The sequence below is a fragment of the Luteibacter sp. NPDC104163 genome (assembly GCF_055584245.1).
Genome location: NZ_JBVJMK010000004.1, coordinates 96,114 through 122,819 on the forward strand (window position 1 = coordinate 96,114; position 26,706 = coordinate 122,819).

Here is a 26,706-nt window from a genome sequence, read left to right on the forward strand (position 1 = left end):
GCGCGGCGTCAGACGACGCGCGCGCGGAGCAGGTCGTGGATGTTCAGGGCACCGACCACGCAGCCGTCGGCGTCGGTGACCAGCAGGGCGTGGATCTGGTGCTTCTCCATCAGCTGGGCGGCCTCGACGGCGAGCTTGTCCGAGCCAATGGTCTTCGGGCCGCGGGTCATCAGCTGGGCGACGGTGGCACCGCGAAGGTCCACGCCATCGTCATCCAGCGCGCGGCGAAGGTCACCGTCGGTGAACACGCCAAGCAGGCGGCCTTCGGCGTCGACGACGGCGGTCATGCCCAGGTGCTTGCGGGTCATTTCGACCAGCGCTTCGCTCAACGAGGCGGTGACCGGCACGCGCGGGACGTCGTCGCCCTTGTGCATGACATCGCCGATATGCAGGAGCAGCCGGCGCCCCAGGCTGCCGGCCGGGTGCGAGCGGGCGAAATCATCCGAGGTGAATCCGCGCGCATCGAGCAGGGCCACGGCCAGCGCATCGCCAAGGACCAGGGCCGCCGTGGTGCTGGCGGTCGGCGCCAGGCCGTGCGGGCAGGCCTCGGAGGCGACATTGCCGTCGATATTCACGTCGGCCTGGCTGGCCAGCGAGGAGCGGGGGTTGCCCGTGATAGAGATCAGCGGGATGCCCTGGCGCTTGATCGCCGGCAGGATGAAGAGCAGCTCGTCGGTTTCGCCCGAGTACGAGATGGCCAGGACGATGTCGGAGGGCTGGATCATGCCCAGGTCGCCGTGGCTCGCCTCGCCGGGGTGGACGAAGAACGAGGGGGTCCCGGTGGAGGCCAGCGTCGCCGCGATCTTCCGGGCGATATGGCCCGATTTGCCCATGCCGGAAACCACCACGCGGCCCTTGCACTCCAGGATCATCTGGCAGGCCTGGACGAACGAGGCGTCCACGCGGCGCTCCAGCGCCCGGATGGCGGCCGCCTCGGTGGCGATGACGGTACGTGCGCTACGCACGATGGTATCGGCGTTCACGGTCGTCTGGCTGGCGGGCGGGGCGGTGCGGGCGTTCATTCGGCCTTGGGGTCCGGGTTGGGGGCTGTCCCTGGGCAACCCGGAATGTCCATTTCTGCGACACCGGATTTCCATTACCATTACATATTCTCATTTTATCGTCGCTGCCATCGACCGGTGATTCAGGGTCCGTTTCGGAACCCCCGGCCGCGGCGACTTTCCCATCCCACGGAGACCCCATGGACGCTGCCCGCATCCAGGCATTGATCGAAGCCGGCCTGCCCGGCGCCCGGGTGGACGTGCGCGGTGATGACGGCGTCCATTTCGAAGCCGAGGTCATCTCGGCCCAGTTCGCCGGCAAGCTGCCGCTCGCCCGCCACCGCCTCGTTTACGCCACCCTTGGCGACCTCATGGGCGGTGCCATCCACGCCCTGGGCCTGAAAACCCTTACCCCGGAAGAAGCCGCCGGCCGCCCCTGATCGCGCCGCGCCCCGCATTCCGCATCCCGAAGGCATAAAAAGAAACCCATGGCCAAGATCCTTATCAGCGGCGGCCAGCCGCTTCACGGTGAGGTGAGCATCAGCGGCGCCAAGAACGCCGTGCTCCCGATCCTCGCTTCCTGCCTGCTCGCCGATGAGCCGGTGAGCATCGGCAACGTGCCGCACCTGCACGATGTCACTACCTTTATTGAACTGCTGGGCCGCATGGGTGTGCGCGTCGTCCTCGACGACCGCATGAAGATGCACATCGACCCGCGCCCGGAGAACAGCTGCGTCGCCCCGTACGAACTGGTCCGCACCATGCGTGCGTCGATCCTCGTGCTCGGTCCGCTGGTGGCGCGCTATGGCAAGGCCGAAGTGTCGCTGCCCGGCGGTTGCGCCATCGGTTCGCGTCCGGTCGACCAGCACATCCGTGGCCTGCAGGCGCTGGGCGCGGAGATCACGGTGGAGAATGGCTTCATCAAGGCGAAGGCCGGCCGCCTCAAGGGCGCGCGCATCGTCATGGATATGGTCACCGTCACCGGTACCGAGAACATCCTGATGGCCGCGACGCTCGCTTCGGGCACCACGATCATCGAGAACGCCGCGCAGGAACCGGAAGTGGTCGACCTGGCCCACTGCCTGATGGCGATGGGTGCGAAGATCGATGGCGTCGGTACGTCCACGCTTATCGTCGAGGGTGTCGAGCGCCTCCACGGCGCCCATTACGAAGTGCTGCCGGATCGCATCGAGACCGGCACCTTCCTCGTCGGTGCCGCCATGACCGGTGGCAAGGTGCGTGCGCGTGGCGCGCGCGCCGATACGCTGGATGCCGTGCTGCAGAAGCTCGAGGAATCGGGCGCGCACATCAGCACCGGCAGCGACTGGATCGAGCTGGACATGCAGGGTCGCCGCCCCAAGGCCGTGAACCTGGTGACCGCACCGTACCCGGCGTTCCCGACCGACATGCAGGCGCAGTTCACCGCGCTGAACTGCGTGGCCGAGGGCGTGGGCGTCATCACCGAAACGGTGTTCGAAAACCGCTTCATGCATGCGCTGGAACTGCAGCGCCTGGGTGCGGACATCCGCCTTGAAGGCAACACCGCCATCATCACCGGCGTGCCGAAGATGAGCGGTGCGCCGATCATGGCCACCGACCTGCGCGCCTCGGCGTGCCTCGTGCTCGCCGGCCTCGTGGCCGAAGGCGATACCACCGTCGATCGCGTGTACCACATCGATCGCGGCTACGAGAACATCGAAGAGAAGCTCGGCGTGCTGGGTGCCCGCATCCGCCGCTTGCCGGGCTGATAGCTCTCTTGTGGGAGCGCGCTTGCGCGCGATCGCGCGCAAGCCCGCTCCCACAGGGCAATAAAAAAACCCGCCTTCGAGGCGGGTTTTTTTTAGCGGCTTACTTGCCTTCGAACTTCACCAGTTCGAGCGTCAGGTCGCCGCCATCCTTCTGTGCCAGCTTCACCGGCACAGGGAATTTCGCGGGGACGTACCACGCGTTGAACCCGCGATCCTGGTCGGTGCGGTCGACGCGTTCGGCCTGGAATGAGCCGGCTGGCACGGTGATCTTCTCGCTGGCGGCTACCTTGAAGGTCTGCGTTTCGATCGCCTGCTTCACGCCGACCGGGAACGTCGCTTCCTTCGCGCCGCCGTGCAGGGCGACACCCAGGGCGAGCGGCAGCGTGTTGCGATCGACCATGCCGGGCTGGAGCGGGTAGGAGAACGACTTGCTGTTGTCCTGCACCTGGACGGTATTGCCGTTGACCGTCAGCGTGCGGCTCTTCGGCTTGAACGCGTTCTGCAGGTCGTACTTATAGGAGACCGCCTGGGGCACTTTGCCGGCCCAGGTGAAGCGCGACACTTCGGAGCTGCTGGCGCCGATGGCGGCAGCGAGACCCGACGTGCCGGTGACCTTGTTGCTGTATTCGAACTGGCCGTTGCCGGCCGGCTTCAGCGTGAGCGTGGCGTTACCCAGCGGCGAGCCGCCCTGGAGGACGTTGTAGGTGGCGGTGAACGACTGCGGCACGTCCGCGGCGAACGCGGCGGCGGGCAGGGCGAGGGCCAGGCCAAGGCTGGCGCGGAGGAGGGTGGTCTTCATGCCCCCGAGTTTAAACGCGGTGGCTGAATGCCGGGTCACCTGGCCGCCGTGTCGTGGGAGCGCGCTTGCGCGCGATGGATCTGGCGGCGAGCACCCATCGCGCGCAAGCGCGCTCCCACAACAGCCTCGCCGCGCTCAGAGGTCGGCGGGTGTCAGCGGGGCGGTGAGGGGCTTGCCGTCGAAGGTGGGTTCGCCGGACCAGGCCAGGCGGCCTGAGGCGATGGCACGCACGACCGCCGGGAGCAGGCGGTGTTCTTCGACCAGCAGTCGCGTGGCCAGGGTTTCTTCGGTATCGGTGGGGCCGACGCTGATGCGCGCCTGGGCGACGACCGGGCCGCCATCCAGTTCGGCCGTCACGAAGTGCACGCTGGCGCCGTGCTCGGTATCGCCTGCTTCAAGGCAGCGGCGGTGCGTGTGCAGGCCCTGGTACTTCGGGAGGAGGGAGGGGTGGATGTTGATCGCCCGGCCTTCCCAGTCCGCGACCACCGATGCATCGATGATGCGCATGTAACCGGCCAGCACGAGCAGGTCGGGCTTCGCGTCCGCCACCGCTCCGAACAAGGCGCGGTCGAAGGCCACGCGATCCGGGAAGGCTTTCGGGCTCATCGCCACGGTGGGAATGCCCGCGTCGCGGGCAATCTCGAGCGCGCCCGCCTTGGCCTTGTCGCTCCCGACCAGCACGAACTCCACCGGGAGGCGCGCGGCGATCAGTGCAGCAAGGTTGCTGCCGCGCCCGGAGGCGAGCGCGGCAACGCGCAGGGGACGATCCACGATTTTTCTCAAGCGATATGGACGCGCTCGTCACCGCTCGCGGCGACGACCGAGCCGATGACCCAGGTATCCAGGCCATGCGCGGCGAGGGCGGCGCTGGCGGCCTCCACCTGGCTCTTGTCCAGCAGCACCGTGAAGCCGATGCCGCAGTTGAAGGTGCGCCACATTTCCTCGCGGGCCACGTTGCCTTCGCGCTGCAGCCACTGGAACACCGGCGGCAGCTCCCACGAGGAGGCGTCGATGCTGAGGCCCAGGCCATCGGGCACGACGCGGATGATGTTTTCCTTCAGGCCGCCGCCGGTGATGTGGGCCATGCCATGCACGTCCACCTTCTGCAGCAGCTCGAGCACTGGCTTTACGTACAGGGTGGTCGGCGCCATCAGCGCATCGACCAGCTTGACGCCGCCGACGTCCGCATCCAGCGGCGAGCCGGCCCGCTCGAGGATCTTGCGGATCAGCGAGTAGCCGTTCGAGTGCGGGCCCGACGAGGCGACGCCGAGGATCACGTCACCGGCCACGATCTTCGAGCCGTCGTTCATGGCGGACTTTTCGACCGCGGCAACGGTGAAGCCGGCCAGGTCGTACTCGCCCGGCGCGTACATGTCCGGCATCTCGGCGGTTTCGCCGCCGATCAGGGCGCAACCGGCCAGCTCGCAACCTTTCGCGATGCCGCCGACGACCGCCGCGGCCGTATCCACGTCGAGCTTGCCGGTGGCGAAGTAATCGAGGAAGAACAGCGGCTCGGCGCCCTGGACCAGGACGTCATTGACGCACATGCCCACCAGGTCGATGCCGATGGTGTCGTGGCGGTTGAGGGTGTGGGCCAGCTTGAGCTTGGTGCCCACGCCATCGGTGCCCGAAACCAGCACCGGCTCCTTGTAACGGCCGGAGAGGTCGAAAAGGCCGCCGAAACCACCCAGCCCGCCCATCACTTCCGGGCGGAACGTGCGCTTGACCATCGGCTTGATGCGCTCGACGAGGGCATTGCCGGCATCGATATCGACGCCCGCGTCGCGGTAGGTGAGGGAGCCCTGGTCGGAGGACATACGTGGTTCCGGCGCTGATTGGAAACGCGCAATGATAGCAGCAAGGCGGGGCGCCGGCCGGGCCTGCACGCGGCTTGGATGGACGCCATGCCAAGGTTTGGGCAGACTTCCCGCCTTCCCCGCAGCGATGCCATGACCATGCGCGCAGCCCGTACCCTCGCTTTCCTGACCCTGATCCTGCTGGCCGGCATCGGCCCGGCCGTGGCTCAGACCGCGATGTATTCGGTATCGGTGCCGGTGCCGGACACCAGCGCGGCGGTCCGCGACCAGGCCTTCGCCAATGGCCTGACCCAGGTGCTCGCCCGCGCCACGAACGGCGCCGACCCCCGTACCAAGCCGGGTTACGCCGATGCCATGAAGCAGCCCGGTGGCCTGGTCCAGCAGTACCAGTACCAGCGGACCGGCGGCGCCAATGGCGCCCCGCTGGCGCTGGATATCACCTTCGACCCGGGCGCGATCCGTCGCGTCCTGGCGGTCGGCGATGCGGCCGCGGCGGCGCCCAAGCCCCCCGTGCTGGTCATCGCCCACGATGCCTCCGGCAAGGTGCTGAACATGCAGGACCTGGCCCCGCTGGCCCAGATGGCCGATGCGCGCGGATACCAGATCGTCACCCCCAAGTCGGATACGCCGATCGATGCCAAGGCCGTCGCGGCGGGGGATACCTCCGCCGTGGCCGCGGTGGCGCGCCAGTACAACACCGCCACCGTGCTGATCGGGACCATCCGTGACGATGGCACCGACTGGACGCTGATCAACGCCGGCCGCTCCTCCAACTGGTCCGATAGCGGCGAAGCCCGCGCGGCCCTGCTCGGTAACGGCGCGAACGCCATGGCCGACAAGCTCGACCGCTCATTCGCCGCGAATGCCGGCGGCAGCAGCAGCGGGAAGATCTGGGTTGCCGGGCTGCGCTCGGCCACCGACTACGCCGGCCTGCTGGCCACGTTCCAGAACGACCCCGCGGTGAAGTCCATCGCTCCGGTCAGCGCGACGGCCGATGGCGTGCTCTTCAACGTCAGCGCCGGTGCGCCCCTGGCTCGCCTGATCGCCGGCTATGCCGCCGGTGGCCATGTGCTGGCTGCCGACGCGCACGATGGCGCGGACCTCGCCGTGCGCTGGGTGCCCTGACGCATGACTCACGATAATTCGCGCCGCTGGCAGATGCTGGCGCTGATCGGCGTCATCGTCTTCGTGATCTGGCTGCTCGCGCCGGTGCTCATGCCGTTCGCGCTGGCGGCCATGCTCGCCTACCTGGGCGACCCGCTGGCCGACCGCCTGCAGCGCCTGGGCATGGGCCGCACGTGGGCGGTGAGCATCGTGTTCACCGTCATCACCATCATCTTCGTTGGCGTACTGCTCCTGCTGGTGCCGCTGATCCAGCGCCAGGTCAGCAACCTCATCGATAACCTGCCGCACTATGTCGAATGGGCGCGCACCGTCGCGCTGCCCTGGGTCCAGCAGCGCCTGCATCTCGAGCCGGATACGTTCGATACCGACAAGGTGCTCGCGACGATCCGTGAGCACATCGGTTCGATCGGCAGCATCGCGGCCCGCGCGCTCGCGCGGGTGACGCAGTCGGGCATGGGGATCATCACGTGGATGACCAACGCGGTGCTGATCCCGGTGGTCGCGTTCTACCTGCTGCGCGACTGGGACACGATGATCGCGCACATCCAGCGGCTCATCCCGCGCTCGCTCGAGCCCACCGTGGTGCGCCTGTCGCGTGAATCCGACCAGGTGCTCGGCGCGTTCGTCCGCGGCCAGTTGCTGGTGATGCTGGCGCTTGGCGTGTTCTACGGCCTCGCGCTCACGCTCGTCGGCATTTCGATCGGCCCGCTCATCGGCATGATCGCCGGCCTGCTCAGCTTCGTACCGTACCTGGGCTTCATGATCGGCTTCGTGGCCGCGCTCGTGGCCGCGCTGGTGCAGTACGGCGACTGGACCCACGTGATCCTGGTCGGCGCGGTCTTCACCATCGGCCAGTTGCTCGAAGGCTACGTGCTGGTGCCGCGCCTGGTGGGTGGGAAGATCGGCCTGCATCCGGTGGCGGTGATCTTCGCCGTCCTGGCGGGCGGCCACCTGTTCGGCTTCCTTGGCGTGCTGCTGGCGCTGCCGGCGGCATCGGTGGTGGTCGTGCTGCTGCGTTACGTATTCGCGCGGTATCGCGAGAGCGATCTGTATAAAGAAACCGCGCCGGTCACCGAGGCGGTCGATGTCGACGTGGATGTCGATGTCGCGGTCAAAACCCATCCAGGCCCCCCACGGACGCCCGACAACGGTCCATGAGTACCCAGCTTCCCCTCGCGCTGCGCTGGCCCCGTCGCCAGCGCTTCGAACACTTCCACGCCGGTGAGAATGCCGTGGCGCTGGAGGCCGTGCGTGCGGCGGCCGTCGATGCGGCCGCGCCGTGGGTGTACACGTCGGGGCCGCTTGGCAGCGGCCGCACGCACCTGCTGGTGGCGGCCTGCCAGGCCGCTATCGATGCGGGACGCAGCGCCCAGTACCTCCCGCTCGCGGGCCTGCGTGGCACGCGGGCCGCGGCGATCCGCGGCATGGCCGGCAGCGACCTGCTGGCGATCGACGACCTGGATTCGATCGCAGGGGATCCGGACGGCGAGCACGCGCTGTTCGATACCTTCAACAGCTACAAGGCCGATGGCTGCACGCTGCTTTTCGCGGCGAACGTGCCGCCGGCCACGCTGGATATCGCGCTGCCGGACCTGCGTTCGCGGCTGGGCTCGCTGACCCAGGCCGTGCTCAAGCCACTGGGCGATGCCGAGCGCCGCCAGGCCTTGCGTGATCATGCGGCCGATCGTGCGATTGAACTCGACGACACCGTCCTCGACTGGCTGTTCGCGCACCACGCGCGCGACCTTGGCGCGCTGCTCGACCTGCTCGATACGCTCGATCGCGCGACGCTGGCTGCCCAGCGCCGCGTGACCGTGCCGTTCCTGAAGAACCTGCTGAAGCCCGATTAGACGTCGAACTCGTCGAGCAGCGTCATGGCCGACGGGTCGTTATTACGCACCCCGAACACCTTCACCCTCTTCGATTCGGGCCAGTGCTCGACGACGAGGTAAGTGCGTTGCGATGCCGAGCCGCTGGTGAACAGAGGCACGTCATCGCGCGGGCTGATCCGCACGTACTGGACGCCCATGTCCTTGTGGTAGTGGCCGGCGAAGATGGCCTTGACGCCCACGGCGGCCGCCTTCGCGGCCAGGCTTTGTTCCCAGGCACCCCAGCTACCGCTCCAGTCGTCTGGCTTGTGCGCGTGGGCGAAGGTGAACCTGGCATCGCCGCTGGCCAACGCGCCGCGCGATTGCTCGAGCAACCACCCTGTCGATGGCAGCACACGGTAATTCACGGGCTGCAGTGCTCCCGCGTAGGTCGACAGATCCGCTTCGTAGAGGGGCGAGTTATTGAGCTGCAGTTGCAGCGTGCTGCCCCATCCGTCGGCCTTGAACGCGTAGCTCCAGCTGCCTTCCTTGATGACCCGGCCGTTCTCGCCGCGCGATCGCAGGTCGAACGCGCGTACACGATCGCCATGCCCCACGACATGTTTGGTCAGGTTGTCCAGCGAATCGGTCGCGCAGTAGGCGAACTCGCACGCCTTGTTGTTGCGCAGGTTGTTCTCGTAATCGTGATTGCCCAGGCCGTAATAGAAATTGTCGCCAAGGATGCCGAACAGCTCGTTGATCTTCTGGTGTTCGAAGAACAGGCCGTGCGAGGTGAGGTCGCCGTTGATGATCACCGGGATGCGCTGCTGCGGATGGGCTCGTCGGAAGGTCGCGATGCTCTCGTATTGCTCGCGTACCAGGGCTTCAGCCAGCGCATTGTCGGTGGGGCGGCCCTCGTCGGTCGCATCCGTCCACGGATACTGCGGATCGGAGGTCACCACCATGATTTCGGGCGTTTCGGCGCACGCGGTGAACGCCGCGGTGGCGAGCAGCGCGGAGGCCAGCAGGCGATGGGAGGTGTGGCGCATGGCACATTCCTTTGTGTCGTGGGGGAGCGCGGCGAAAAAGTCGCCGCGGACGACACGTTAGCGAGGAATGGCCGACACGTGATGAAGGGAACACCTTCATCACGTGTCAGGTTTCGCTGACGATTAGCGCGTGATTAGCTGACGCCGAGGAGGCGCGGCGTTGCGTTGGCCGTGATCACTTCGGTCATCGCGGCGGCCACCTTGTGGTTACCCGCGACGATGTTGCCGCTCTCGGGCAGGCCTTCGCGACCGGAGAAGTCGTTGTAGACACCACCGGCTTCGCGCACCAGCAGGGCGCCTGCGGCCATGTCCCACGGCTGCAGGCCCGGCTCGAAGTAACCATCGAGGCGGCCGGCGGCGACATAGGCCAGGTCCAGCGCGGCCGAGCCCATGCGGCGGATATCTTCCGCTTCCTGGAGCAGCGCGTTGGTGATGCCCAGCTGCGATTCCAGGTGGTTGCGCACGCGGTACGGGTAGCCCGTGCCGAGCAGCGCCCCGCTCAGGCCATCGCGGCGGCCGACGCGGATGCGGCGGTCGTTGAGGTAGGCGCCATCGCCCTTGCTGGCGGTGAACAGCTCATCGCGCAGCGGGTCGAACACCACGCCGTACACCGGCTCGCCCTTGTCGAGCAACGCGATGGAGACGGAGAAGTGTGGGATGCCACGCAGGTAGTTATGCGTGCCGTCGAGTGGATCGATCATCCACACGAGGGGGCCCTTGCCGGTCTGGCCCGATTCCTCGCCCACGATGGCGTGGGTGGGGTAGGCGCGGCGGAGTTCCTTGACGATCTCGGCTTCGGCGAGGCGATCGACCTCGGAGGCGAAGTCCATCCGCTGCTTCTCGACGACCGCGAGGCCCTCGATGCGATTCATGTAGCGCAGGATGATGTTTCCTGCGGAGCGCGCGGCGCGCGCCGCGACGTTGACGGCGGGTCTTGGCATGGGGATCGGCTTGGCAAAAGAACAGGGGAAGCGGTCGAAAGCCGCGTCGGTCGGGCAGTTTACCACCGGGGGCGGCGTCGCCCAAGTCGCGGGCCGGTGTAGACTTTCCGGTCCTGATGAATCCCAGCCGGCGCCCATGGCCCCCACGCCCTACGACCACTTCCGCTTCGTCCTCGTCCGCACCTCGCACTCGGGCAACATTGGCTCGGCGGCCCGTGCCATCCGCACCATGGGCTTCGACCGGCTCACCCTGGTCGCCCCGAACCGCTTCCCGGACCCCGAGGCCACGGCGCTGGCCGCCGGCGCGGATGACGTGCTGGGCAACGCCGTGGTGGTCGACGACCTCGTGGGCGGCCTGGCCGGTACCACCTTCGCCCTGGGCCTCTCGGCCCGCCGCCGCGGGGTGAACATCCCCGAGCTGGATCCCCGCGAGGGCGCCGCCCAGGCCATTGCCGCCGCCCGCCGGGGCGAGCAGGTGGCGCTGGTTTTCGGCAATGAGCGGACCGGCCTGGAGAACGACGAGCTGTCGCGCTGCCACGCCATGGTGCGGATCCCGAGCGTGGATGACTTCAGCTCGCTGAACCTCTCGCAGGCGGTGCAGGTGGTGGCCTACGAGATCCGCACGGCGTTGCTGGCCGGGCAGGCCGCGCCGGCGCCCGAGGCGGCGGAGCTGGATCCGGACGAAGTGCCGGCGGACGCGGAGCAGGTGGAGCGCTTCTTCACCCACCTCAGCGAGACACTGGACGACATCGAGTTCCACAAGGGCCGCTCGCCGACCACCATCATGCTCAAGCTGCGCAAGCTGTTCCTGCGCGCACGGCCGGAGTTGCGTGAACTGCGCATCCTCCACGGCATTCTGGCTGATGCCCAGCGCATGGCCGGGCTGGCCCACAAGAAAAACGACTGAGTCGCTCCGGGCCACCGTTACCTTGTGGGAGCGCGCTTGCGCGCGATGGGTGCTCGCGGCGGGCTATCGCGCGCAAGCGCGCTCCCACAGGGCGGGGTCAGAAAAGGTCGCGGAAGAATTTCAGCAGCGCGTGGCTGAAGGTCGCCGATAGCGCCACGGCCGTGATCGTCGAGCCCCACACGGCCAGCAGCAGCGCGCCGTCACGTTCGACCAGGGCGAACGCGAACGCCACCAGCATGCCGCCGAACAGGTAATTGGTGAACGGGATCGGCAGGGCGAGCAGGATGCCGACCAGGATCATCACGGCCCCCGAGACGAAGGTGAAAGGTCGGCGGCTCAGCCGCTGCAGGCGTGGCTTGCAGGCTTTCTCGAGCCGCCCGGTGAATGGCGCGATGCGATCGAGGAAGCGCAGGAGGCCGTCGCGCGACATCGTCCGTCGCTTGAGAAATCCCGGAATCCACGGGTGTTCCAGGCCGACCAGCATCTCCAGGCCCAGCCCGACCACCAGTACGCCCATGATCCCGCCGATGCCTACCGGCACCGGGATGAAATTGGGGATCGCGAGGAGCAGCAGCAGGAAGCCGAACGCCCGGCGCTTCAGCGGCTCGAGCAACTGCTCCACGGTCATGCGCTCGCCGGGCGTCGCCAGGGCAGCCGCCCGGAGCAGGGCGGCTGTTTTCTCTTCGCGGGGTTCTTTGTCGGCCATGGCCGGAGCGTCGCCAGCGGGCCTTGAACCGGGGATGAGCGGTTATTCCTCGACGACGGTTTCGTCGGGCGCCGTGCTCACCAGCACCTTGTCGATGCGCGCGCCGTCCATGTCCACGACCTCGAAGCGGTGCCCCTGCCAGGCGAACGATTCGCCGGCATGCGGGATGTGCCCGAAGGCGGTGGTGACCATGCCCGCCACGGTGCGGAAGTCGTGTTCTTCCTCGTTGGGCAGGCGGTCGAGCTGGAGCAGTTCGCGGAGATCGTCGGCGGGCAGGGCGCCATCGACCAGCCAGCTGCCATCGTCGCGGCGGATGATCGGTCCGTCCTGGGCGGCATCGTCCGCCGCGGGCGCCGTCGCGCCCACGACGGCCGAGAGCAGGTCGTTGAGCGTCACCAGGCCTTCGATATCGCCGTACTCGTCCACGGCCAGCGCTAGCTGGGTATCGGCATCGCGGAACGATTCGAGCAGGTCGAGGGCGCGCGCGGTGGCCGGGACGAACAGCGGGCGGGCCACATGGGCGAACAGGTCCACCTCACCGGTCTGGAACGAGCGGATCAGCGATTTCACTTCCACCGTCCCGATCACCTCGCTCTCGTCGCGGCGGAAGACCGGGTAGCGGGAGAACGGGGTCTGCCGGAGCACCTCGAGGTTGTCTTCGCGGGGCGCGGCGATGTCGAGCCAGGCGATCTTCATCCGCGGGGTCATCACCGAGCCCACCGTGCGATCGCCCAGGCGGAGCACCCGGTTCACCATGTTCCGCTCGTCGCTGTCGAGGATGCCCTGCTCTGCGCTCTCGGCTACCAGCAGGCGGATCTCCTCTTCGGTCGCGGCATTGGCGCCCTTCCGGTGCAGGCCAAGGACCCGCAGGATCCCGGTGGAGACGTGGTTGAGCAGCCAGACCAGGGGCAGGGTGATCCGCGAGACCACCATCATCGGGACGGCGATCTGGCTGGCGATCTTCTCCGGGGCGGTCAGGGCGGCACGCTTGGGCACCAGCTCGCCCACGATGATCTGGACCAGCGACATCAGCAGGAAGCCGGCCAGCCAGCCCAGCACCCGCATGTAAGGCTCCAGCCAGGCTGGGCCATCGCCGTGGATCAGCTCGGCGAAGTGTTCTGCCAGTTTGTCGCCCGCCAGGGCGCCGGTGACCAGGATGATCAGGGTCATGCCGACCTGCACCGTCGACAGGAACTGCTCCGGGGATTCCGCCAGTTGCAGGGCCACGCGGGCACGCCGGCTGTCCCGGGCCATGTGCTTCAGGCGGCTCTTGCGCGAGGCCACCACGGACATTTCGGACAGGGCGAAGAACCCGTTGGCGAGCGAGAGGATGAAGACGAGCAGGAGTTCGGTGAGCATGTGGAGGGCTATATACCAGACGCGGCCAGCAAGGTCTTGCCGTCGGGATGCAGCAAGGGCGGGGCGAGGTCCGGTAACATAAGCGTCATATTCCCCGATGATCCCCCAGGCAACCCCATGTTTTCACTCCAGACCATGTTCGGTAAGGGCGACAAGTTCTACGGCCTCCTCGAAGAGAGCGCCGAGGCCGCCCGCGACAGCGCCAAGGCCATGCACGAACTGGTGACCCGCGCGGACCGCTCGCCGATCATGGCCGCGTTCACGACCACCCGGGCCCGCGAGAAGGCCTTGCACGCCCAGATCGGCGAAGAGCTGGTCAACACCTTCGTCACCGCGCTGGACCGTGAGGACATCGAGGCGCTGAATTCCGCGCTGTACAAGATCCCCAAGACCATCGAGAAGTTCGCCGAACGTTACATCATCGTCGCCGAACGCCTCCAGGGTGTCGACTTCGGCCAGCGTGCCGTGCTGCTCGAGCGCTCGGCCGACGTCGTCGTCGACATGATCGCCCAGCTCCGCCAGGGCCTGAAGATCGGCCCGGTGAAGAAGCTCCGCGACCAGCTGCACGCGCTGGAAGCGGAGGCCGACCGCCTCCTGCTCGATCCCTACCGCACGCTCTACGCCGAAGGCTCGGATCCGCTGCGCGCCATCCTTACCAAGGATCTTTTCGAGCTGATCGAAAAGGCCGTGGACAAGTGCCGCGACGTGGGCAACGTCGTCTACGCCATCGTCCTCAAGAACTCCTGAGGACGGGCGTCCCATGAGCATGGTCATCGCGGTCGTCCTGATCGCCCTTGCCTTCACCTACATCAATGGCTTCCACGACACGGCGAACTCGATCGCCACCGTCGTCGCGACCAAGGTGCTCACCCCGGGCCAGGCGGTTCTGCTGGCGGCGGTCACCAACCTGGCCGGTGCGCTGTGGGGCACCGCCGTGGCGGCTACCATCGCGTCGGGCCTCATCGATACCGGCGTGGTCGAGGTCGGCTCGCAGTTGCTGATCAGCGCGCTGCTGGGCGCCACCATCTGGAACCTGATCACCTGGTGGCTGGGCCTGCCTTCGAGCTCCAGCCATGCACTGGTCGGCGGTCTGGTCGGCGCTGCCCTGGCGGCCTCGCAGGAAAACATCCACTCGATCATCTGGTGGCAGGGCGGCGCGCACTGGTGGCTCGGCAAGGGCGTCGTGCCGAAGGTCATCGTGCCGATGATCGTCTCGCCGTTCCTGGGTTTCGTCATCGGCTTCGCGCTGATGGGCGCGCTGTATGCGTTGCTCGGCTGGTTCTCGAGCCAGAAGGGCTACCTGCACCGCTTCGGCCGTACGCCGTTCGTGAACAGCTTCTTCGGCAAGGCGCAGATCGTCTCGGCCAGTGCCATGGGCCTGTCGCACGGCATGAACGATGCGCAGAAGAGCATGGGCATCATCGCCCTGGCCCTGGCGGGCGCCACGGCGGCCGGGCAATTCGACCACCTGCCTGAGTTCCTGTCGTTCCTGCGCATTGCGCACGATCCGGCGGCGCCGGGTGGTTTCCCGATCCCGGTGTGGGTGAAGGTGGTCTGCGCTCTGACCATGGCGGGCGGTACGGCCGGCGGTGGCTGGCGGATCATCAAGACGCTGGGCCACAAGATGGTGAAGCTGCATCCGATCAATGGCTTTGCCGCGGAAGGCAGCTCGGCGGCGGTGATCCTGACGGCGTCGGTGCTGGGTATCCCGGTGTCGACGACGCACAACGTGTCGGCGTCGATCATGGGCGTGGGCGCGGCGAAGCGTTTCAACGCGATCCGCTGGTCGGTGGTCGAGCGGATGGTGTGGGCGTGGATCCTGACCCTGCCGATCACGGCGGCGATCGGGTATGGCCTCGTGAAGCTGGGGCATCTGTTCTAGACGGGCGGGAGCGAGCCCCGCCGCACTTACAGGGCGTCAGCTTCCCCGTTGACCACCTGCTCGAGCTCATCGCCGGTGGCGCCGAGTTCGTCGATCAGCCGGGCCAGCTCGCGCTCGTCCAGGTAATCGTACGGCCGGTTTTCACACAGGTGCAGGTACGGCGAGCCATCCAGATCCGCCTCCGCCAGGTAACCCGTGCGCTGCTCCCAGTTGAAACGCAGGCAGCGCCGCGCATCCACGCCAGAAAGCGGCCCGATCGGCGTGGACAGGCGCAGGAAGCGCTGGCCATCCCCATCCTCCAGCTCAGCCAGGTAAATGCCCTGGTGCCGGCCATCCGGCAGCTCCAGGTCGAAGCTGATCAGGTACGGCTCGTTCTGCCGCAGCTTGTGGATGCCGCCCACGTGGGAGCGGATCGCTTCGAAGTGACGCATGGCCTTGCCCTGGGCTCGATCGTGGACCCCCGATGGTACGCTCGTCGTGTTTCGTTGGCATGCACGAACCGACCCATGGCTGAAGAAGAACTCGACGACGACGAAGCCCGCGCCCTGCGGGCACAACGCATCATCGCGGCCGTTGCCGCGATCCCGCGCGGGCGGGTGGCCAGTTATGGGGCCATCGCGGCGCGTGCTGGCTACCCCGGCCGGGCGCGCTTGATCGGCCGGGTGCTGGGTGACGCGCCGGATCGGCTCGACCTGCCCTGGCACCGGGTCCTCCGGGCCGATGGGCGCATCGGCATCCCTGCCGGGACCCAGGGCTACCGAGAGCAGTGCCGGCGGCTGAAAGCCGAAGGCGTCACGGTGAAGGACGGCCGGGTGCCGATGAGCGCCTTCGGCCTCGACCACGACCTGGACCGCGCCATCTGGGGCTTCCCCGGGGGCTAGCGGTAGACCACCTCGATGACCCGCCAGCGGCTGGCGGGATCGCGGGCAAGCGCGTAGGCAAGCAGCGGTACGCGGGCGAGCGGATGGCCGGCGGCCGGTTGCGCCGCCGATACCTGGGCGCTCCCGCACGCCGGTGCATTGGCGGTGACCGCGCAGGTGGGTTCCCGGATGGCGCCGGAAAAACTGACGACCCCACCACCATCCGCCCATGCGGGCAGGGCGGCGAGGGCGAGCACGGGCAGGAAAACGATGACGTTGCGCATGGTGGATACCCCCTTGGATGCGCCGGAAAAAGCCGGCGGCTGACGGGCGCTGGGCCCGTGTCCATTACGCTCCCCTGGCGATCGACGGGACAAGCGCTGTCGGCTGAATGCGGTGTAGGCCTACGCTGATTCGGGTGCTTCGCCGTTCAGGCCCGGGGGTGCGGTTTGTTAGCATGGGCGCATGCAGTCCTCCGCCTCCGACATCCTTCATTCCGTTTTTGGTTATCCCGCATTCCGCGGCCAGCAGCAGGCCATCGTCGAGGAGGTTGCGGGCGGCGGCGATGCGCTCGTGCTCATGCCGACCGGCGGCGGCAAATCGCTGTGCTACCAGATTCCCGCGCTCATGCGTTACGGCACGGGCATCGTCGTATCGCCACTCATCGCGCTCATGCAGGACCAGGTGGATGCGCTGCTGGAGGCCGGCGTCAAGGCGCGTTACCTCAACTCCAGCCTCGATTCACTCACCCAGCGCGAAGTGGAAGACCAGCTGCTGGCGGGCGACATCGACATGTTGTACGTGGCGCCCGAGCGCTTGCTGAGCCCACGCTTCCTTGCGCTGCTCGATCGCATCCCCATCGCCCTGTTCGCGATCGACGAAGCGCACTGTGTGTCGCAATGGGGGCACGATTTCCGACCGGAATACCGCGAGCTCACGCTCCTGCATGAACGCTTCCCGGAGGTGCCGCGCATCGCGCTCACCGCCACCGCCGATGAGCGCACGCGCGAGGAAATCGTCGAGCGCCTGCGCCTGGGCGAGGCGCGCCGCTTCGTCTCCAGCTTCGACCGCCCGAACATCCGCTACCGCGTGGCGCCACGCCAGAATGCGCGGCGCCAGTTGCTCGACCTGCTCGATGCACACCGCGGCGACGCGGGCATCGTGTACTGCCTGAGCCGGCGCAAGGTCGATGAAACCGCGGCGTGGCTCGCCGAGGCGGGTGTCGATGCGCTGCCGTACCACGCGGGCCTCGACCAGGAAACACGCCAGCGCCACCAGCAGCGGTTCCTGCGCGAGGATGGCATCGTCATGGTGGCCACCGTCGCGTTCGGCATGGGTATCGACAAGCCCGACGTGCGTTTCGTCGCCCATCTCGATCTGCCACGCAGCATGGAAGGTTATTACCAGGAGACCGGCCGCGCCGGCCGCGATGGCCTGCCGGCGGAAGCCTGGATGGTCTATGGCCTGGGCGACGTGGTCACGATGAGCCAGATGATCGCGCAGTCGGAATCCGGCGACGATCGCAAGCGCATCGAGCGGTTGAAGCTCGACAACCTGCTCGGCTACGCGGAGGCCACGCGTTGCCGCCGCCAGTTGCTTCTGGAGGCCTTCGCCGAAGCGCACTCGGGCCATTGCGGCAACTGTGACAACTGCCTGGTTCCGCCGAAAACGTGGGACGCCACGCTCGCCGCGCAAAAGGCGATGTCCGCGATCTACCGCAGCGGCCAGCGTTACGGCGCGGGCCACCTCATCGAGATCCTGCGCGGCGAAGCGGGCGAGCGGGTGCGTGACCTCGGCCACGACAAGCTCAGCGTCTTTGGGGTCGGCGCCGACATGGATGCCACGCAGTGGCGCTCGGTGTTCCGCCAGCTGCTGGCCGCGGGCCTGATCGAGGCCGACCCCGAAGGTTACGGCACCCTCCGGCTTTCCACGCTGAGCGGCCCGGTGCTGAAGGGCGCCCGCAAGGTCGAGCTGCGCGAGGATGCCCGCCCGTCGAAGGGCCGGCGCTCCAAGGGCGCGGCGCCGGCGGCGGGGAGTGCGCTGGGCATCGAGGTCACCGAAGAGCCGTTGTGGAACGACCTGCGCCGCGTGCGCGCGGAACTGGCGAAAGCGCATGGCGTGCCGGCCTACGTCATCTTCCACGACGCGACCCTGCTGGCCATGCTCCGCGCGCTGCCCCAGGACGAGGAAGAGCTCTCGGCCATCAGCGGCGTCGGCGAGAGCAAGCTCAAGCGATACGGCAAGGATTTCCTCGCAGTGCTTACTGCTGCCTCCTGATCGGGTTTGAGAGTATTCTCAAACCCGTGCCAGCGTTGAAGAAAATCGCGACGACGCGCTTGCATCGAGAGGGGGCTGTCCCCAATCCTTAGGGGCTTACCCCACATCGATACGTTCGACGACGTGACGAGACGAGGGTGCATGCCGTGGCACGCCGCCGCGGCCAACGACGACTCAGGGAGCCGCCCATGCACGACGCCACGCCACTCATTGCCACCATTGTCGGTGGCCTCGTCCTGGCCTTCATCTTCGGCGCCATCGCCAATCGCATCCGCCTGCCGGTCATCGCGGGCTACCTCGTCGCTGGCGTGGTCGCGGGGCCGTTTACGCCGGGCTATGTCGCCGACGCGCACATCGCACAGGAACTCGCGGACCTCGGCGTCATCCTGCTCATGTTCGGCGTGGGCCTGCATTTCTCGTTGAAAGACCTGCTCGCCGTCAAAGGCATCTCCATCCCCGGCGCCGCGGTGCAGATGGGTGTTGCGACCGGCCTGGGCATGTTGCTCGGCTGGGCACTCGGCTGGCCGATGGCGCAGGGTTTCGTGTTTGGCCTCGCCTTGTCGGTGGCAAGTACCGTCGTCCTGCTCCGCGCCATGGAAGAGCGCCGCCTGCTCGATAGCGATCGCGGGCGCATCGCCGTCGGCTGGCTGATCGTCGAAGACCTCGCCATGGTGCTGGCGCTGGTGCTGCTGCCGGCACTGGCCGGCTTCCTTGGCGATGGCAAAGGCGCCGCCACGCCGTCCATGGGTGAGCTGGTGCAGACCGTCGCCATCACCATCGGCAAGGTGGTGCTGTTCGTGGCGGTGATGCTTGTCATCGGCAAGCGCGCCATCCCGTGGATGCTGCAGGCCGTCTCCGGTACCGGATCGCGCGAACTGTTCCGCCTGGCGGTGCTCGCCATCGCGCTGGGTGTCGCATTCGGTGCCGCGCACCTGTTCGATGTGTCGTTTGAACTCGGCGCGTTCTTCGCCGGCATGATGATGGGCGAATCGAAGCTCTCGCAGCAGGCGGCGGAGGAAACGCTACCGTTGCGCGACGCGTTCGCCGTGCTGTTCTTCGTATCGATCGGCATGCTGTTCAACCCCAGCATCCTGGTGCAGCAGCCGTGGCTGGTGATTGCCGCGTGCCTGATCATCATCATCGGCAAGTCCGCCGCCGCCTTCTTCATCGTGCGCCTGTTCGGTCGCCCGACGAAGACGGCACTCACCATCGCGACAAGCCTGGCGCAGATCGGTGAGTTCTCCTTCATCCTCGCCGGCCTCGGCGTGTCGCTGGGCCTGCTTAGCGAGGAAGCCCGCGACATCCTGCTGGCCGCCGCCATCGTCTCGATCCTCGTCAACCCGCTGCTCTTCGTCGCCCTGGACCGCTGGGTCGCGAAGCACGACGCGGATGCGCCCGATGAGCATCCCGAAATACGCGGTCACACCGTGCTCGTGGGCTTCGGCCGCGTCGGCCGCCGCGTCTTTGCCGAGCTGCAGGCCGCGGGCGCACCTATCCTCGTGATCGAAACCGACGAGGACACGGTGCGCGACCTGCGCGAGCAGGGCGGTGCGGAGGTCGTCATCGGCAACGCCGCGGCGGCGCCGGTGCTGGCCGAGGCGAACCTCGCCGGTGCGCGGGCCCTGATCGTCGCCGTGCCGGATCCGTTCGAAGGTGGCCAGGTGGTACGCGCCGCCCGGGCCCTGCGTCCCGACCTGCCGATCGTCGCCCGCGCGCACTCGCCGGATTGTGTCAGTCATCTTGCAGGCCTGGGCGCCAGCGATGTGATCTACGGCGAGCAGGAACTGGCCCGCAGCATGTTCGAAGCGGTACAGCCGAAGCCAGTCGCCCACGGCGGGCACTAAGCCGGCCCCTAAGCCGGCCCTTCAGCCGGCCTTGTGGGAGCGCGCTTGCGCGCGATGGGTGCTCGCGGCAGACCATCGCGCGCAAGCGCGCTCCCACAAGACCCCCGAAGGGCACGCATTCGCAAGACATGGCCCGACACATCGCCCTAACGTTTCGCTGGCTACCGTTAACCGGTTAGCTAAAGCGAAACGGAGGCACGATGGCATCCCGGATCGAAGATTACGCCATGCTCGGCAACTGCCGGACGGCGGCCCTGGTGGCGCGCAACGGCTCCATTGACTGGCTCTGCCTGCCGCGGTTCGACTCAGGGGCCTGCTTCGCCGCCTTGCTGGGCGACGAGAACAATGGCCGCTGGTGGCTGGCCCCCGCGGACCCCGACGCGGCCTGCACCCGCCAGTACATCGATGGCAGCCTCGTCCTGGAAACCACGTGGACCACGGCCACGGGCAAGGCCCGCGTCATCGACTTCATGCCCTTCGCGGGCGACCAGGTCGGCGTCACGCGCATCGTCGAGGGCATCGAAGGTCGCGTCGATTTCGAAAGCCGGCTGACCCTGCGCTTCGACTATGGCAACGCGCTACCGTGGGTGAACACCCACGACGACGGCACGCTCACCGCGGTGGTCGGGCCCGACATGGTGGCGCTGCGCACGCCGGTCGAGATCGAAGGCGAGGGCATGGAAAGCGTGAGCCGGTTCAGCGTCGGCCCGGGCGATTCGGCGCCGTTCGTCATGGCCTGGGGCCCATCGCACCTGCCGCCACCGGAACCGCTGGATCCGAAGCGGGCGCTGGAGGACTCGCTGGCGTACTGGGAAAACTGGTCGAACCGCTGCAATGACAGCGGTGAATGGAGCGATGTCGTCCGGCGCTCGCTTATCGTGCTGAAGGGCCTCAGCTACGAACCCACCGGCGGCATCGTCGCCGCGCCCACCACCTCACTGCCGGAACAGTTCGGCGGCGAGCGGAACTGGGATTACCGCTTCTGCTGGGCACGCGATGCGACCTTCGTCCTCTCGGCCCTCGTGAATGCGGGTTACCACGATGAAGCCAGCGCCTGGCGCGACTGGGTGCGCCGTGCGGTCGCCGGTTCGCCGGGCCAGTTGCAGGTGCTCTACGGCATCGCCGGCGAGCGCCGGCTGGAAGAGTACGAACTCACCTGGCTCAAGGGTTATGAGGGTGCGAAGCCGGTTCGCGTGGGTAACGCCGCGTCCAACCAGTTCCAGCTGGACATCTTCGGCGAACTGGTCGGCGCGTTCTCGCATGCCATGAAGCATGGCGTGGTGCTCCACCCGGAAGCCGACAACGTGCAGGCGGTGTTCCTCGACCACCTGGCCGAGATCTGGCGGCATCCGGATGAAGGCATCTGGGAGATCCGCGGCGAGCCACGCCACTTCGTGCATTCCAAGGTCATGGCCTGGCTGGCGTTCGCTCGCGCCGCCGAGCAGAAGCGCGATGGCCTGGATCCGCATTACGTCCGGCGCTGGCGGAGCATCGCCGATGAAATCAAGGCCGATATCCTGGCGAAGGGCGTCGATCCGGTGCGTGGTTGTTTCACCCAGTCCTACGGCTCGACCGAACTAGACGCGAGCCTGTTGCTGGTTACCCTTACCGACTTCCTGCCGTCGGACGATCCCCGCATCGTCGCGACGGTCCGGGCTATCGAAGAGGACCTGCTGGTCGGCGGTTTCGTCCGCCGTTACGACACCCGCAGCGGTGTCGATGGGCTGCCGCCGGGCGAGGGCGAATTCCTCCCGTGCAGTTTCTGGCTCGTGGAAAATTACGTGATGCTGGGCCGGATGGACGAGGCACGCGCATTGTTCGAGCGGCTGGTCGGGCTGACGAATGACCTCGGGCTGCTCTCGGAGGAGTACGATCCCCGTTCGAAGCGCCTGCTGGGCAATTTCCCACAAGCCTTTTCGCACGTCGCATTGGTTAATGCCGCTTTTAGCCTGGCGCATGGCTACAGTGCGACGGCCGATATCCACGCTACCCCCGAATCCAACGTTCCCCAAGGAGTCAGTGCATGAGCCAAGCCCAACCGAAGCGCGCGACCTCCCGCGCTCATCCGGCCGACCCGTGTACCGTCGTGATCTTCGGCGCCGCCGGTGACCTCACCAGCCGCCTCGTCGTTCCCGCGCTATACAACATGCGCCGTACGGGCCTGCTCTCGGACAATTTTGCCATCGTGGGCTTCAACCACGGCAAGATGTCCGACAACGCCTGGAAGAACAACCTGCACACCTCGCTGGAGCGCTATGTCTCCGGCGGCGGTGGCCGCCTCGATGAAGAAGCCTGGGGCTGGCTCGGCAGCCAGATGCAGTACTTCGCCGGTGATTTCGACGATGCGTCGTCGTTCACCGCGCTGGCCGCCAAGCTCAAGGAAATCGATCGTCGCCGTGGCACCCAGGGCAACGTGCTCTTCTACCTGGCCACCCCCGAGCGTTTCTTCGGCGATGTGATCGAGCAGCTGTGCAAGGCCGGCCTGACCGACGACGGCGGTGTGAACGGCGACCACTGGCGCCGCGTCATCATCGAGAAGCCGTTCGGCCATGACCTGCACTCGGCGCAGGCCCTGAACGAGCGCATCCTCAAGGTCCTCCGCGAGGACCAGATCTACCGCATCGACCACTTCCTGGGTAAGGAAACGGTGCAGAACATCATGGCCTTCCGCTTCGCGAATGGCCTGTTCGAGCCGATCTGGAACCGCGACCGCATCGACCACGTGCAGATCACCGTGGCCGAGACCGTGGGCGTCGAGCGTCGTGGCTCGTTCTACGAGCAGACCGGCGCGATGCGTGACATGGTGCCGAACCACCTGTTCCAGCTGCTCGCCATGGTGGCCATGGAGCCGCCGACCTCGTTCGATGCGGAAGCCGTGCGCACCCGCAAGGCCGAAGTCATCGAGGCGATCCGCCCGATCGCGCCGGAAGATGCGGTGCGCGGCCAGTACGGCCCGGGCGCGGTGAACGGCCAGCTGGCCCGCGCGTATCGCGACGAGCCGGACGTGGCCCCGGATTCGGTGACCGAAACCTTCGTGGCCATGAAGCTGTCGATCGACACCTGGCGCTGGTCGGGCGTGCCGTTCTACCTGCGCACCGGCAAGCACATGGGCCGTCGCACCACCGAGATCGCGATCCGCTTCAAGTCCGCGCCCATGGCCCCGTTCCGCGGCACCGGCATGGACGCGTTCGGTCCGGACTGGCTGGTGCTGCAGATCCAGCCGGATGAAGGCATCTCCTTGCAGTTCGACGTGAAGCGCCCCGGCCCGCGCGTGGAACTCGCGCCCGTGCGCATGGATTTCAAGTACGCCGACTGGTTCCGCGCCGAGCCGAACGTGGGCTACGAGACCCTGCTTTACGATTGCATGACCGGCGACGCGACGCTGTTCCAGCGTGCCGACATGGTCGAAGCCTGCTGGCGCGCCGTGCAGCCGGTCATCGATGACTGGGCACAGCGCACCCCGGCGGATTTCCCGAACTACGCCTCGGGCAGCGCGGGCCCGGCCTCGTCGGATACATTGCTGGCCATGGGCGGCCGCTCGTGGCGTCCGCTGAACACCGGCACGGAGCCGGCACGCCGTGCTGCACGTCAGAAGGCGGAGGCCGGCGCCACACCGGTGGCGGCGAAGGAACCGGCTAAGCCGACGCGTGCGAAGCGTGCTGCGGCGAAGAAGGTGTTGCGCGCGGCGTCGGTGAAGAAGGCTGCACCTGCCAGGAAGACGGCCACGAAGAAGGCAGCGGCCAAGAGGGTCGTCGCGGCGAAGAAATCGCCCGCGAAGAAAACCGCAGTCCGCAAGGCCGCCACAAAGAAACGCACCACGAAGAAGTAAAACAGAGGGGCCCTCCAGGGCCCCTCTCGCTTTTCGTGGGAGCGCGCTTGCGCGCGATGGGTGCTAGCGACCCGGCTTCCTATCTAACCGGTTCATTCGCTACTGCGAATGCATGCCCTATGCGGCTACCGCCGCCTGGCGAGCACACACTCCGCGCGGCCGCGAACGGTTTGGCGGGGCAACAAAGGCCGCGTACGCCCTTACGGTATATTTCGGAACCGCTTCGGCTTGGGCCAGTCATGGGATGGTGGCATGCGCGATCGCTTCAAGGTTTCGGTATCCGTGTTCGCCATCGTTCGCAGGGATGAACGCGTTCTCATGCTTCTCCGTTCCGGCACCGGGTGGATGGATGGCTACTGGAGCCTGCCGGCAGGTGCGATGGATGGCGGCGAGCTGGCGCCGGTCGCGGCGGTACGCGAGCTTGGTGAGGAGGTGGCACTTGTCGCGTCACCTGAAGCATTGGCGCTTACGCATACCCAGCAGAATTTCACGCATGGTGACGAGTGGCTGGGCCTTTACTTTGAAGCGTCCGATGTCACCGGTTCACCTGCGGTGACCGAGCCCGACAAGCACGCGGCCGTCGGGTGGTTCGCATCCGACGACTTGCCCGTCAACACGGTTCCGTATGTGCGAATGGCGCTGGAGGCCATTCAAATGCGAAAGCCGTATTCAACCTACACGGACAAAGCAGACTTGTAGGAGCGCGCCTGCGCGCGATTCACGGATGCCGCAAGTCTTATCGCGCGCAAGCGCGCTCCCACATGTCGTCGGCGTGTAGGAGGTGCAGGCCGATGAGCGAGCGGTGAACTAGTGCGACGAGACGAAGATCGCGTCAGCAAAGGCTTCGGGAAGGGCGAAGCTCTCCCGCATGCGACGCGCTTCCGCCGCGGGCGTAGCGCCGAACAACCTGCGGAATTCGCGGCTGAACTGCGAGGGGCTCGCGTAGCCAACAGCGTGGCTTGCCGCTTCGGCAGTATGCGACTGCCGCACCATCAGCAACCGCGCCTGGTGCAGGCGCGTCGACTTGACGTACTGCATCGGCGAGACCTGGGTGATCGCCTTGAAGTGGCTATGAAAGCTGGGTGTGCTCATGCCGGCTTCGCTGGCGAGTCGCGCAACATCGAGCGGTTCCGCGTACGACGCGTGGATAAGGCGCAGCGCATGGCTGATGCGGCCGAACTGGCCGCGTAGGGCGAGGGCGCTGCGCATGGCGCTGCCCTGCGCGCCGGTGAGGACGCGGAAATAGAGTTCGCGGAGCAGGGCGGGGCCGAGCACCGCGGCATCGAGCGGACGTTGCAGGGCTTCGAGGAAGCGCAGTACCGAGCCTTGCATGGCGTCGTCCATGGGTGTGGACATCATGCTACGTGGCGCTTGCGCCGGTTCGGCCGTGCCTTCGCGGTCGATCTGTTCGGCGACCTCGGCGGCCAGCGCGAAATCGAGGTGCAGGTAGAGCGCGAGTAGCGGCCGTTCGGGCGTCGCGTCGGTTTCCATGGTGAAGGGGACGGGTACCGACACGGCGAGGTATTGGTGTTCGTCGTAGAGGTAGAGCTCGTCGCCGAAGTAGCCACGTTTACGGCCCTGGCAGACGATGACGATGCCGGGGTCGTAGAGCACCGGGGTGCGTGCGAGCGCTCGATCGGAGCGGAGAATCCGCACGCTGGGAATCGCGGTGAGGTTGTAGCCCTCAACGGGAGCGAGCGCACGCAGCAGCTCGACCGTCCGAGCCTGGCCGGGCGAGCGGGTCGATGGCGTGACTTGGCGGGTCTTCTTCTGGTTCATAGGAATAGGCAAGAAAATGAGCCTATCGCAGCTTATCCGTTGCGGGGCATGGGTGGATTATGCACTCCTCGCCCTCGAACGGAGAAACCCCCATGGCAACCCGGAAGATCATCCTCATCACAGGCGTCAGCAGCGGCTTCGGCCGCGCCCTGGCGCAGGAAGCCCTGACCCAGGGACATATCGTGGTCGGCACGGTGCGTAGCGTGGCGGCTAAGAGCGAGTTCGAGGCGCTGGCGCCCGGGTCGGCGTTCGGCCGTGTACTGGATGTCACCGACTTCGATGCGATCGACGGCGTCGTCGCAGAGATCGAGCACAGCGTCGGCCCCGTCGATGTGCTCGTGAACAACGCGGGCTACGGCCACGAAGGCATCATGGAGGAGTCACCCCTCTCCGAGATACGCCGACAGTTCGATGTGAACGTATTCGGCGCCGTAGCGATGATGAAGGCCGTGCTGCCCTTCATGCGCGGCCGCAGGCGCGGCCACATCCTCAACATCACCTCGATGGGTGGGTACATCACCATGCCCGGCATCGCATACTACTGCGGCAGCAAGTTTGCACTGGAAGGGATTTCCGAGACGCTCGGCAAGGAAGTGGCACCGCTCGGTATCGCCGTGACGGCCGTGGCTCCCGGCTCGTTCCGTACCGACTGGGCAGGCCGTTCGATGGCGCGCACGCCGCGTTCCATCGCCGACTACGACGCGCTGTTCAATCCGATCCGTCAGGCGCGAGAGGAAAAGAGCGGCAAGCAGCTCGGCGATCCGGTGAAGGCAGCGCGGGCCATGCTGGCAGTGATTGAGGCGCCGAACCCGCCGGCGCATCTGCTGCTGGGCAGCGATGCGTTGAAGCTGGTGCGCGACAAGCTGGAGGCGAGCAGTGCGTCGATCGATGAATGGGAGACGCTGACCGTCTCGACGGACGGCTGACCACGGCCCTTGTAGGAGCGCGCTTGGCCGCCGCATCGCGCCGGCGGCC

General features: G+C 67.1%; 26 protein-coding genes. 15 read left to right on the top strand and 11 right to left on the bottom strand.

The genetic code is table 11. The features are described 5' to 3' along the window. Nucleotides 1–8: 8 nt before the first annotated feature. Nucleotides 9–1,022 carry a KpsF/GutQ family sugar-phosphate isomerase gene (locus ACZ6YI_RS06870; RefSeq protein WP_465777993.1) on the bottom strand — a complete coding sequence of 338 codons (1,014 nt, stop codon included), beginning with the start codon at nucleotides 1,020–1,022 and terminating at the stop codon, nucleotides 9–11. Between the two features lie 179 nt (nucleotides 1,023–1,201). On the opposite strand from ACZ6YI_RS06870, the gene ACZ6YI_RS06875 reads away from it, so the two are divergent. Next, a complete protein-coding gene (locus ACZ6YI_RS06875) occupies nucleotides 1,202–1,441 on the top strand; it encodes a BolA family protein (protein WP_247333343.1) in 240 nt (79 codons plus the stop codon). Nucleotides 1,442–1,489: 48 nt separating this feature from the next. After that, nucleotides 1,490–2,749 (top strand): UDP-N-acetylglucosamine 1-carboxyvinyltransferase, encoded by a 1,260-nt coding sequence (murA, locus tag ACZ6YI_RS06880; protein ID WP_440329303.1) that lies wholly within the window; start codon nucleotides 1,490–1,492, stop codon nucleotides 2,747–2,749. Between the two features lie 100 nt (nucleotides 2,750–2,849). On the opposite strand, the gene ACZ6YI_RS06885 is transcribed toward murA, so the two are convergent. The 3 genes from ACZ6YI_RS06885 to purM all read right to left on the bottom strand — a co-directional run bounded on the left by ACZ6YI_RS06885 (nucleotide 2,850) and on the right by purM (nucleotide 5,365). Then, a complete protein-coding gene (locus tag ACZ6YI_RS06885; RefSeq protein ID WP_465777994.1) occupies nucleotides 2,850–3,548 on the bottom strand; it encodes a DUF3108 domain-containing protein in 699 nt (232 codons plus the stop codon). Between the two features lie 135 nt (nucleotides 3,549–3,683). Then, nucleotides 3,684–4,322, bottom strand: a complete 639-nt coding sequence (gene purN / locus ACZ6YI_RS06890) for a phosphoribosylglycinamide formyltransferase (protein ID WP_465778139.1) — start codon at nucleotides 4,320–4,322, stop codon at nucleotides 3,684–3,686. A 5-nt stretch (nucleotides 4,323–4,327) separates the two neighbouring features. Then, on the bottom strand, nucleotides 4,328–5,365 hold the full coding sequence (purM, locus tag ACZ6YI_RS06895) for a phosphoribosylformylglycinamidine cyclo-ligase (protein ID WP_465777995.1): 1,038 nt from the start codon (nucleotides 5,363–5,365) through the stop codon (nucleotides 4,328–4,330). Nucleotides 5,366–5,497: 132 nt separating this feature from the next. On the opposite strand from purM, the gene ACZ6YI_RS06900 reads away from it, so the two are divergent. From ACZ6YI_RS06900 to hda, 3 genes are read left to right on the top strand one after another with little or no spacing between them, the layout of a single operon-like run. Next, nucleotides 5,498–6,490 carry a DUF2066 domain-containing protein gene (locus tag ACZ6YI_RS06900; RefSeq protein WP_465777996.1) on the top strand — a complete coding sequence of 331 codons (993 nt, stop codon included), beginning with the start codon at nucleotides 5,498–5,500 and terminating at the stop codon, nucleotides 6,488–6,490. Between the two features lie 3 nt (nucleotides 6,491–6,493). Then, nucleotides 6,494–7,648, top strand: coding sequence for an AI-2E family transporter (locus ACZ6YI_RS06905; RefSeq protein WP_465777997.1), 1,155 nt, complete (start codon nucleotides 6,494–6,496; stop codon nucleotides 7,646–7,648). Next, entirely contained in the window at nucleotides 7,645–8,340 is a 696-nt protein-coding gene (hda, locus tag ACZ6YI_RS06910; protein ID WP_465777998.1) for a DnaA regulatory inactivator Hda, read from the top strand. Before ACZ6YI_RS06905 ends, hda begins: the two co-directional genes overlap by 4 nt. On the opposite strand, the gene ACZ6YI_RS06915 is transcribed toward hda, so the two are convergent. Continuing rightward, nucleotides 8,337–9,347 (bottom strand): metallophosphoesterase, encoded by a 1,011-nt coding sequence (locus tag ACZ6YI_RS06915; protein WP_465777999.1) that lies wholly within the window; start codon nucleotides 9,345–9,347, stop codon nucleotides 8,337–8,339. The two genes, hda and ACZ6YI_RS06915, sit on opposite strands and share 4 nt — an antisense overlap. 134 nt (nucleotides 9,348–9,481) lie before the next feature. Then, nucleotides 9,482–10,288, bottom strand: a complete 807-nt coding sequence (locus tag ACZ6YI_RS06920; protein ID WP_440324953.1) for an inositol monophosphatase family protein — start codon at nucleotides 10,286–10,288, stop codon at nucleotides 9,482–9,484. Nucleotides 10,289–10,424: 136 nt separating this feature from the next. Here ACZ6YI_RS06920 and ACZ6YI_RS06925 point away from each other — a divergent pair, with 136 nt between their 5' ends. Further along, nucleotides 10,425–11,195, top strand: coding sequence for an RNA methyltransferase (locus ACZ6YI_RS06925; protein ID WP_440324951.1), 771 nt, complete (start codon nucleotides 10,425–10,427; stop codon nucleotides 11,193–11,195). Between the two features lie 97 nt (nucleotides 11,196–11,292). Here the strand turns inward: ACZ6YI_RS06925 and ACZ6YI_RS06930 are convergent, their stop codons facing one another. Together ACZ6YI_RS06930 and ACZ6YI_RS06935 are read right to left on the bottom strand one after the other, a co-directional pair. Beyond that, nucleotides 11,293–11,901 (bottom strand): exopolysaccharide biosynthesis protein, encoded by a 609-nt coding sequence (locus ACZ6YI_RS06930; RefSeq protein WP_465778000.1) that lies wholly within the window; start codon nucleotides 11,899–11,901, stop codon nucleotides 11,293–11,295. A 42-nt stretch (nucleotides 11,902–11,943) separates the two neighbouring features. Further along, entirely contained in the window at nucleotides 11,944–13,260 is a 1,317-nt protein-coding gene (locus ACZ6YI_RS06935) for a hemolysin family protein (protein WP_465778001.1), read from the bottom strand. Between the two features lie 117 nt (nucleotides 13,261–13,377). Between ACZ6YI_RS06935 and ACZ6YI_RS06940 the strand changes: the two genes are divergently transcribed. Together ACZ6YI_RS06940 and ACZ6YI_RS06945 are read left to right on the top strand one after the other, a co-directional pair. Continuing rightward, nucleotides 13,378–14,007 carry a DUF47 domain-containing protein gene (locus ACZ6YI_RS06940; protein ID WP_465778002.1) on the top strand — a complete coding sequence of 210 codons (630 nt, stop codon included), beginning with the start codon at nucleotides 13,378–13,380 and terminating at the stop codon, nucleotides 14,005–14,007. A gap of 13 nt (nucleotides 14,008–14,020) precedes the next feature. Next, on the top strand, nucleotides 14,021–15,142 hold the full coding sequence (locus tag ACZ6YI_RS06945) for an inorganic phosphate transporter (protein WP_465778003.1): 1,122 nt from the start codon (nucleotides 14,021–14,023) through the stop codon (nucleotides 15,140–15,142). Nucleotides 15,143–15,168: 26 nt separating this feature from the next. Here the strand turns inward: ACZ6YI_RS06945 and ACZ6YI_RS06950 are convergent, their stop codons facing one another. Then, a complete protein-coding gene (locus ACZ6YI_RS06950; protein ID WP_440323875.1) occupies nucleotides 15,169–15,573 on the bottom strand; it encodes a hypothetical protein in 405 nt (134 codons plus the stop codon). 75 nt (nucleotides 15,574–15,648) lie between these two features. Between ACZ6YI_RS06950 and ACZ6YI_RS06955 the strand changes: the two genes are divergently transcribed. Continuing rightward, entirely contained in the window at nucleotides 15,649–16,023 is a 375-nt protein-coding gene (locus tag ACZ6YI_RS06955) for an MGMT family protein (RefSeq protein WP_440323873.1), read from the top strand. Here ACZ6YI_RS06955 and ACZ6YI_RS06960 read toward each other — a convergent pair. After that, nucleotides 16,020–16,286 (bottom strand): hypothetical protein, encoded by a 267-nt coding sequence (locus ACZ6YI_RS06960; protein ID WP_465778004.1) that lies wholly within the window; start codon nucleotides 16,284–16,286, stop codon nucleotides 16,020–16,022. The two genes, ACZ6YI_RS06955 and ACZ6YI_RS06960, sit on opposite strands and share 4 nt — an antisense overlap. A 181-nt stretch (nucleotides 16,287–16,467) precedes the next feature. On the opposite strand from ACZ6YI_RS06960, the gene recQ reads away from it, so the two are divergent. From recQ to ACZ6YI_RS06985, 5 genes are all read left to right on the top strand, one after another. Then, entirely contained in the window at nucleotides 16,468–18,279 is a 1,812-nt protein-coding gene (gene recQ, locus ACZ6YI_RS06965; RefSeq protein WP_465778005.1) for a DNA helicase RecQ, read from the top strand. Between the two features lie 188 nt (nucleotides 18,280–18,467). Beyond that, nucleotides 18,468–20,123 (top strand): YbaL family putative K(+) efflux transporter, encoded by a 1,656-nt coding sequence (gene ybaL, locus ACZ6YI_RS06970; protein WP_465778006.1) that lies wholly within the window; start codon nucleotides 18,468–18,470, stop codon nucleotides 20,121–20,123. A gap of 200 nt (nucleotides 20,124–20,323) precedes the next feature. Continuing rightward, nucleotides 20,324–22,150 carry a glycoside hydrolase family 15 protein gene (locus ACZ6YI_RS06975; RefSeq protein ID WP_465778007.1) on the top strand — a complete coding sequence of 609 codons (1,827 nt, stop codon included), beginning with the start codon at nucleotides 20,324–20,326 and terminating at the stop codon, nucleotides 22,148–22,150. After that, on the top strand, nucleotides 22,147–23,952 hold the full coding sequence (gene zwf, locus ACZ6YI_RS06980; RefSeq protein WP_465778008.1) for a glucose-6-phosphate dehydrogenase: 1,806 nt from the start codon (nucleotides 22,147–22,149) through the stop codon (nucleotides 23,950–23,952). Before ACZ6YI_RS06975 ends, zwf begins: the two co-directional genes overlap by 4 nt. Before the next feature lie 252 nt (nucleotides 23,953–24,204). Beyond that, complete coding sequence (locus ACZ6YI_RS06985; RefSeq protein WP_465778009.1) at nucleotides 24,205–24,651, top strand: NUDIX domain-containing protein; 447 nt, start codon at nucleotides 24,205–24,207, stop codon at nucleotides 24,649–24,651. A 108-nt stretch (nucleotides 24,652–24,759) separates the two neighbouring features. On the opposite strand, the gene ACZ6YI_RS06990 is transcribed toward ACZ6YI_RS06985, so the two are convergent. Beyond that, nucleotides 24,760–25,743, bottom strand: coding sequence for an AraC family transcriptional regulator (locus tag ACZ6YI_RS06990; RefSeq protein WP_465778010.1), 984 nt, complete (start codon nucleotides 25,741–25,743; stop codon nucleotides 24,760–24,762). A gap of 80 nt (nucleotides 25,744–25,823) precedes the next feature. On the opposite strand from ACZ6YI_RS06990, the gene ACZ6YI_RS06995 reads away from it, so the two are divergent. Continuing rightward, nucleotides 25,824–26,657 carry an oxidoreductase gene (locus ACZ6YI_RS06995; RefSeq protein ID WP_465778011.1) on the top strand — a complete coding sequence of 278 codons (834 nt, stop codon included), beginning with the start codon at nucleotides 25,824–25,826 and terminating at the stop codon, nucleotides 26,655–26,657. Nucleotides 26,658–26,706 lie beyond the last annotated feature (49 nt).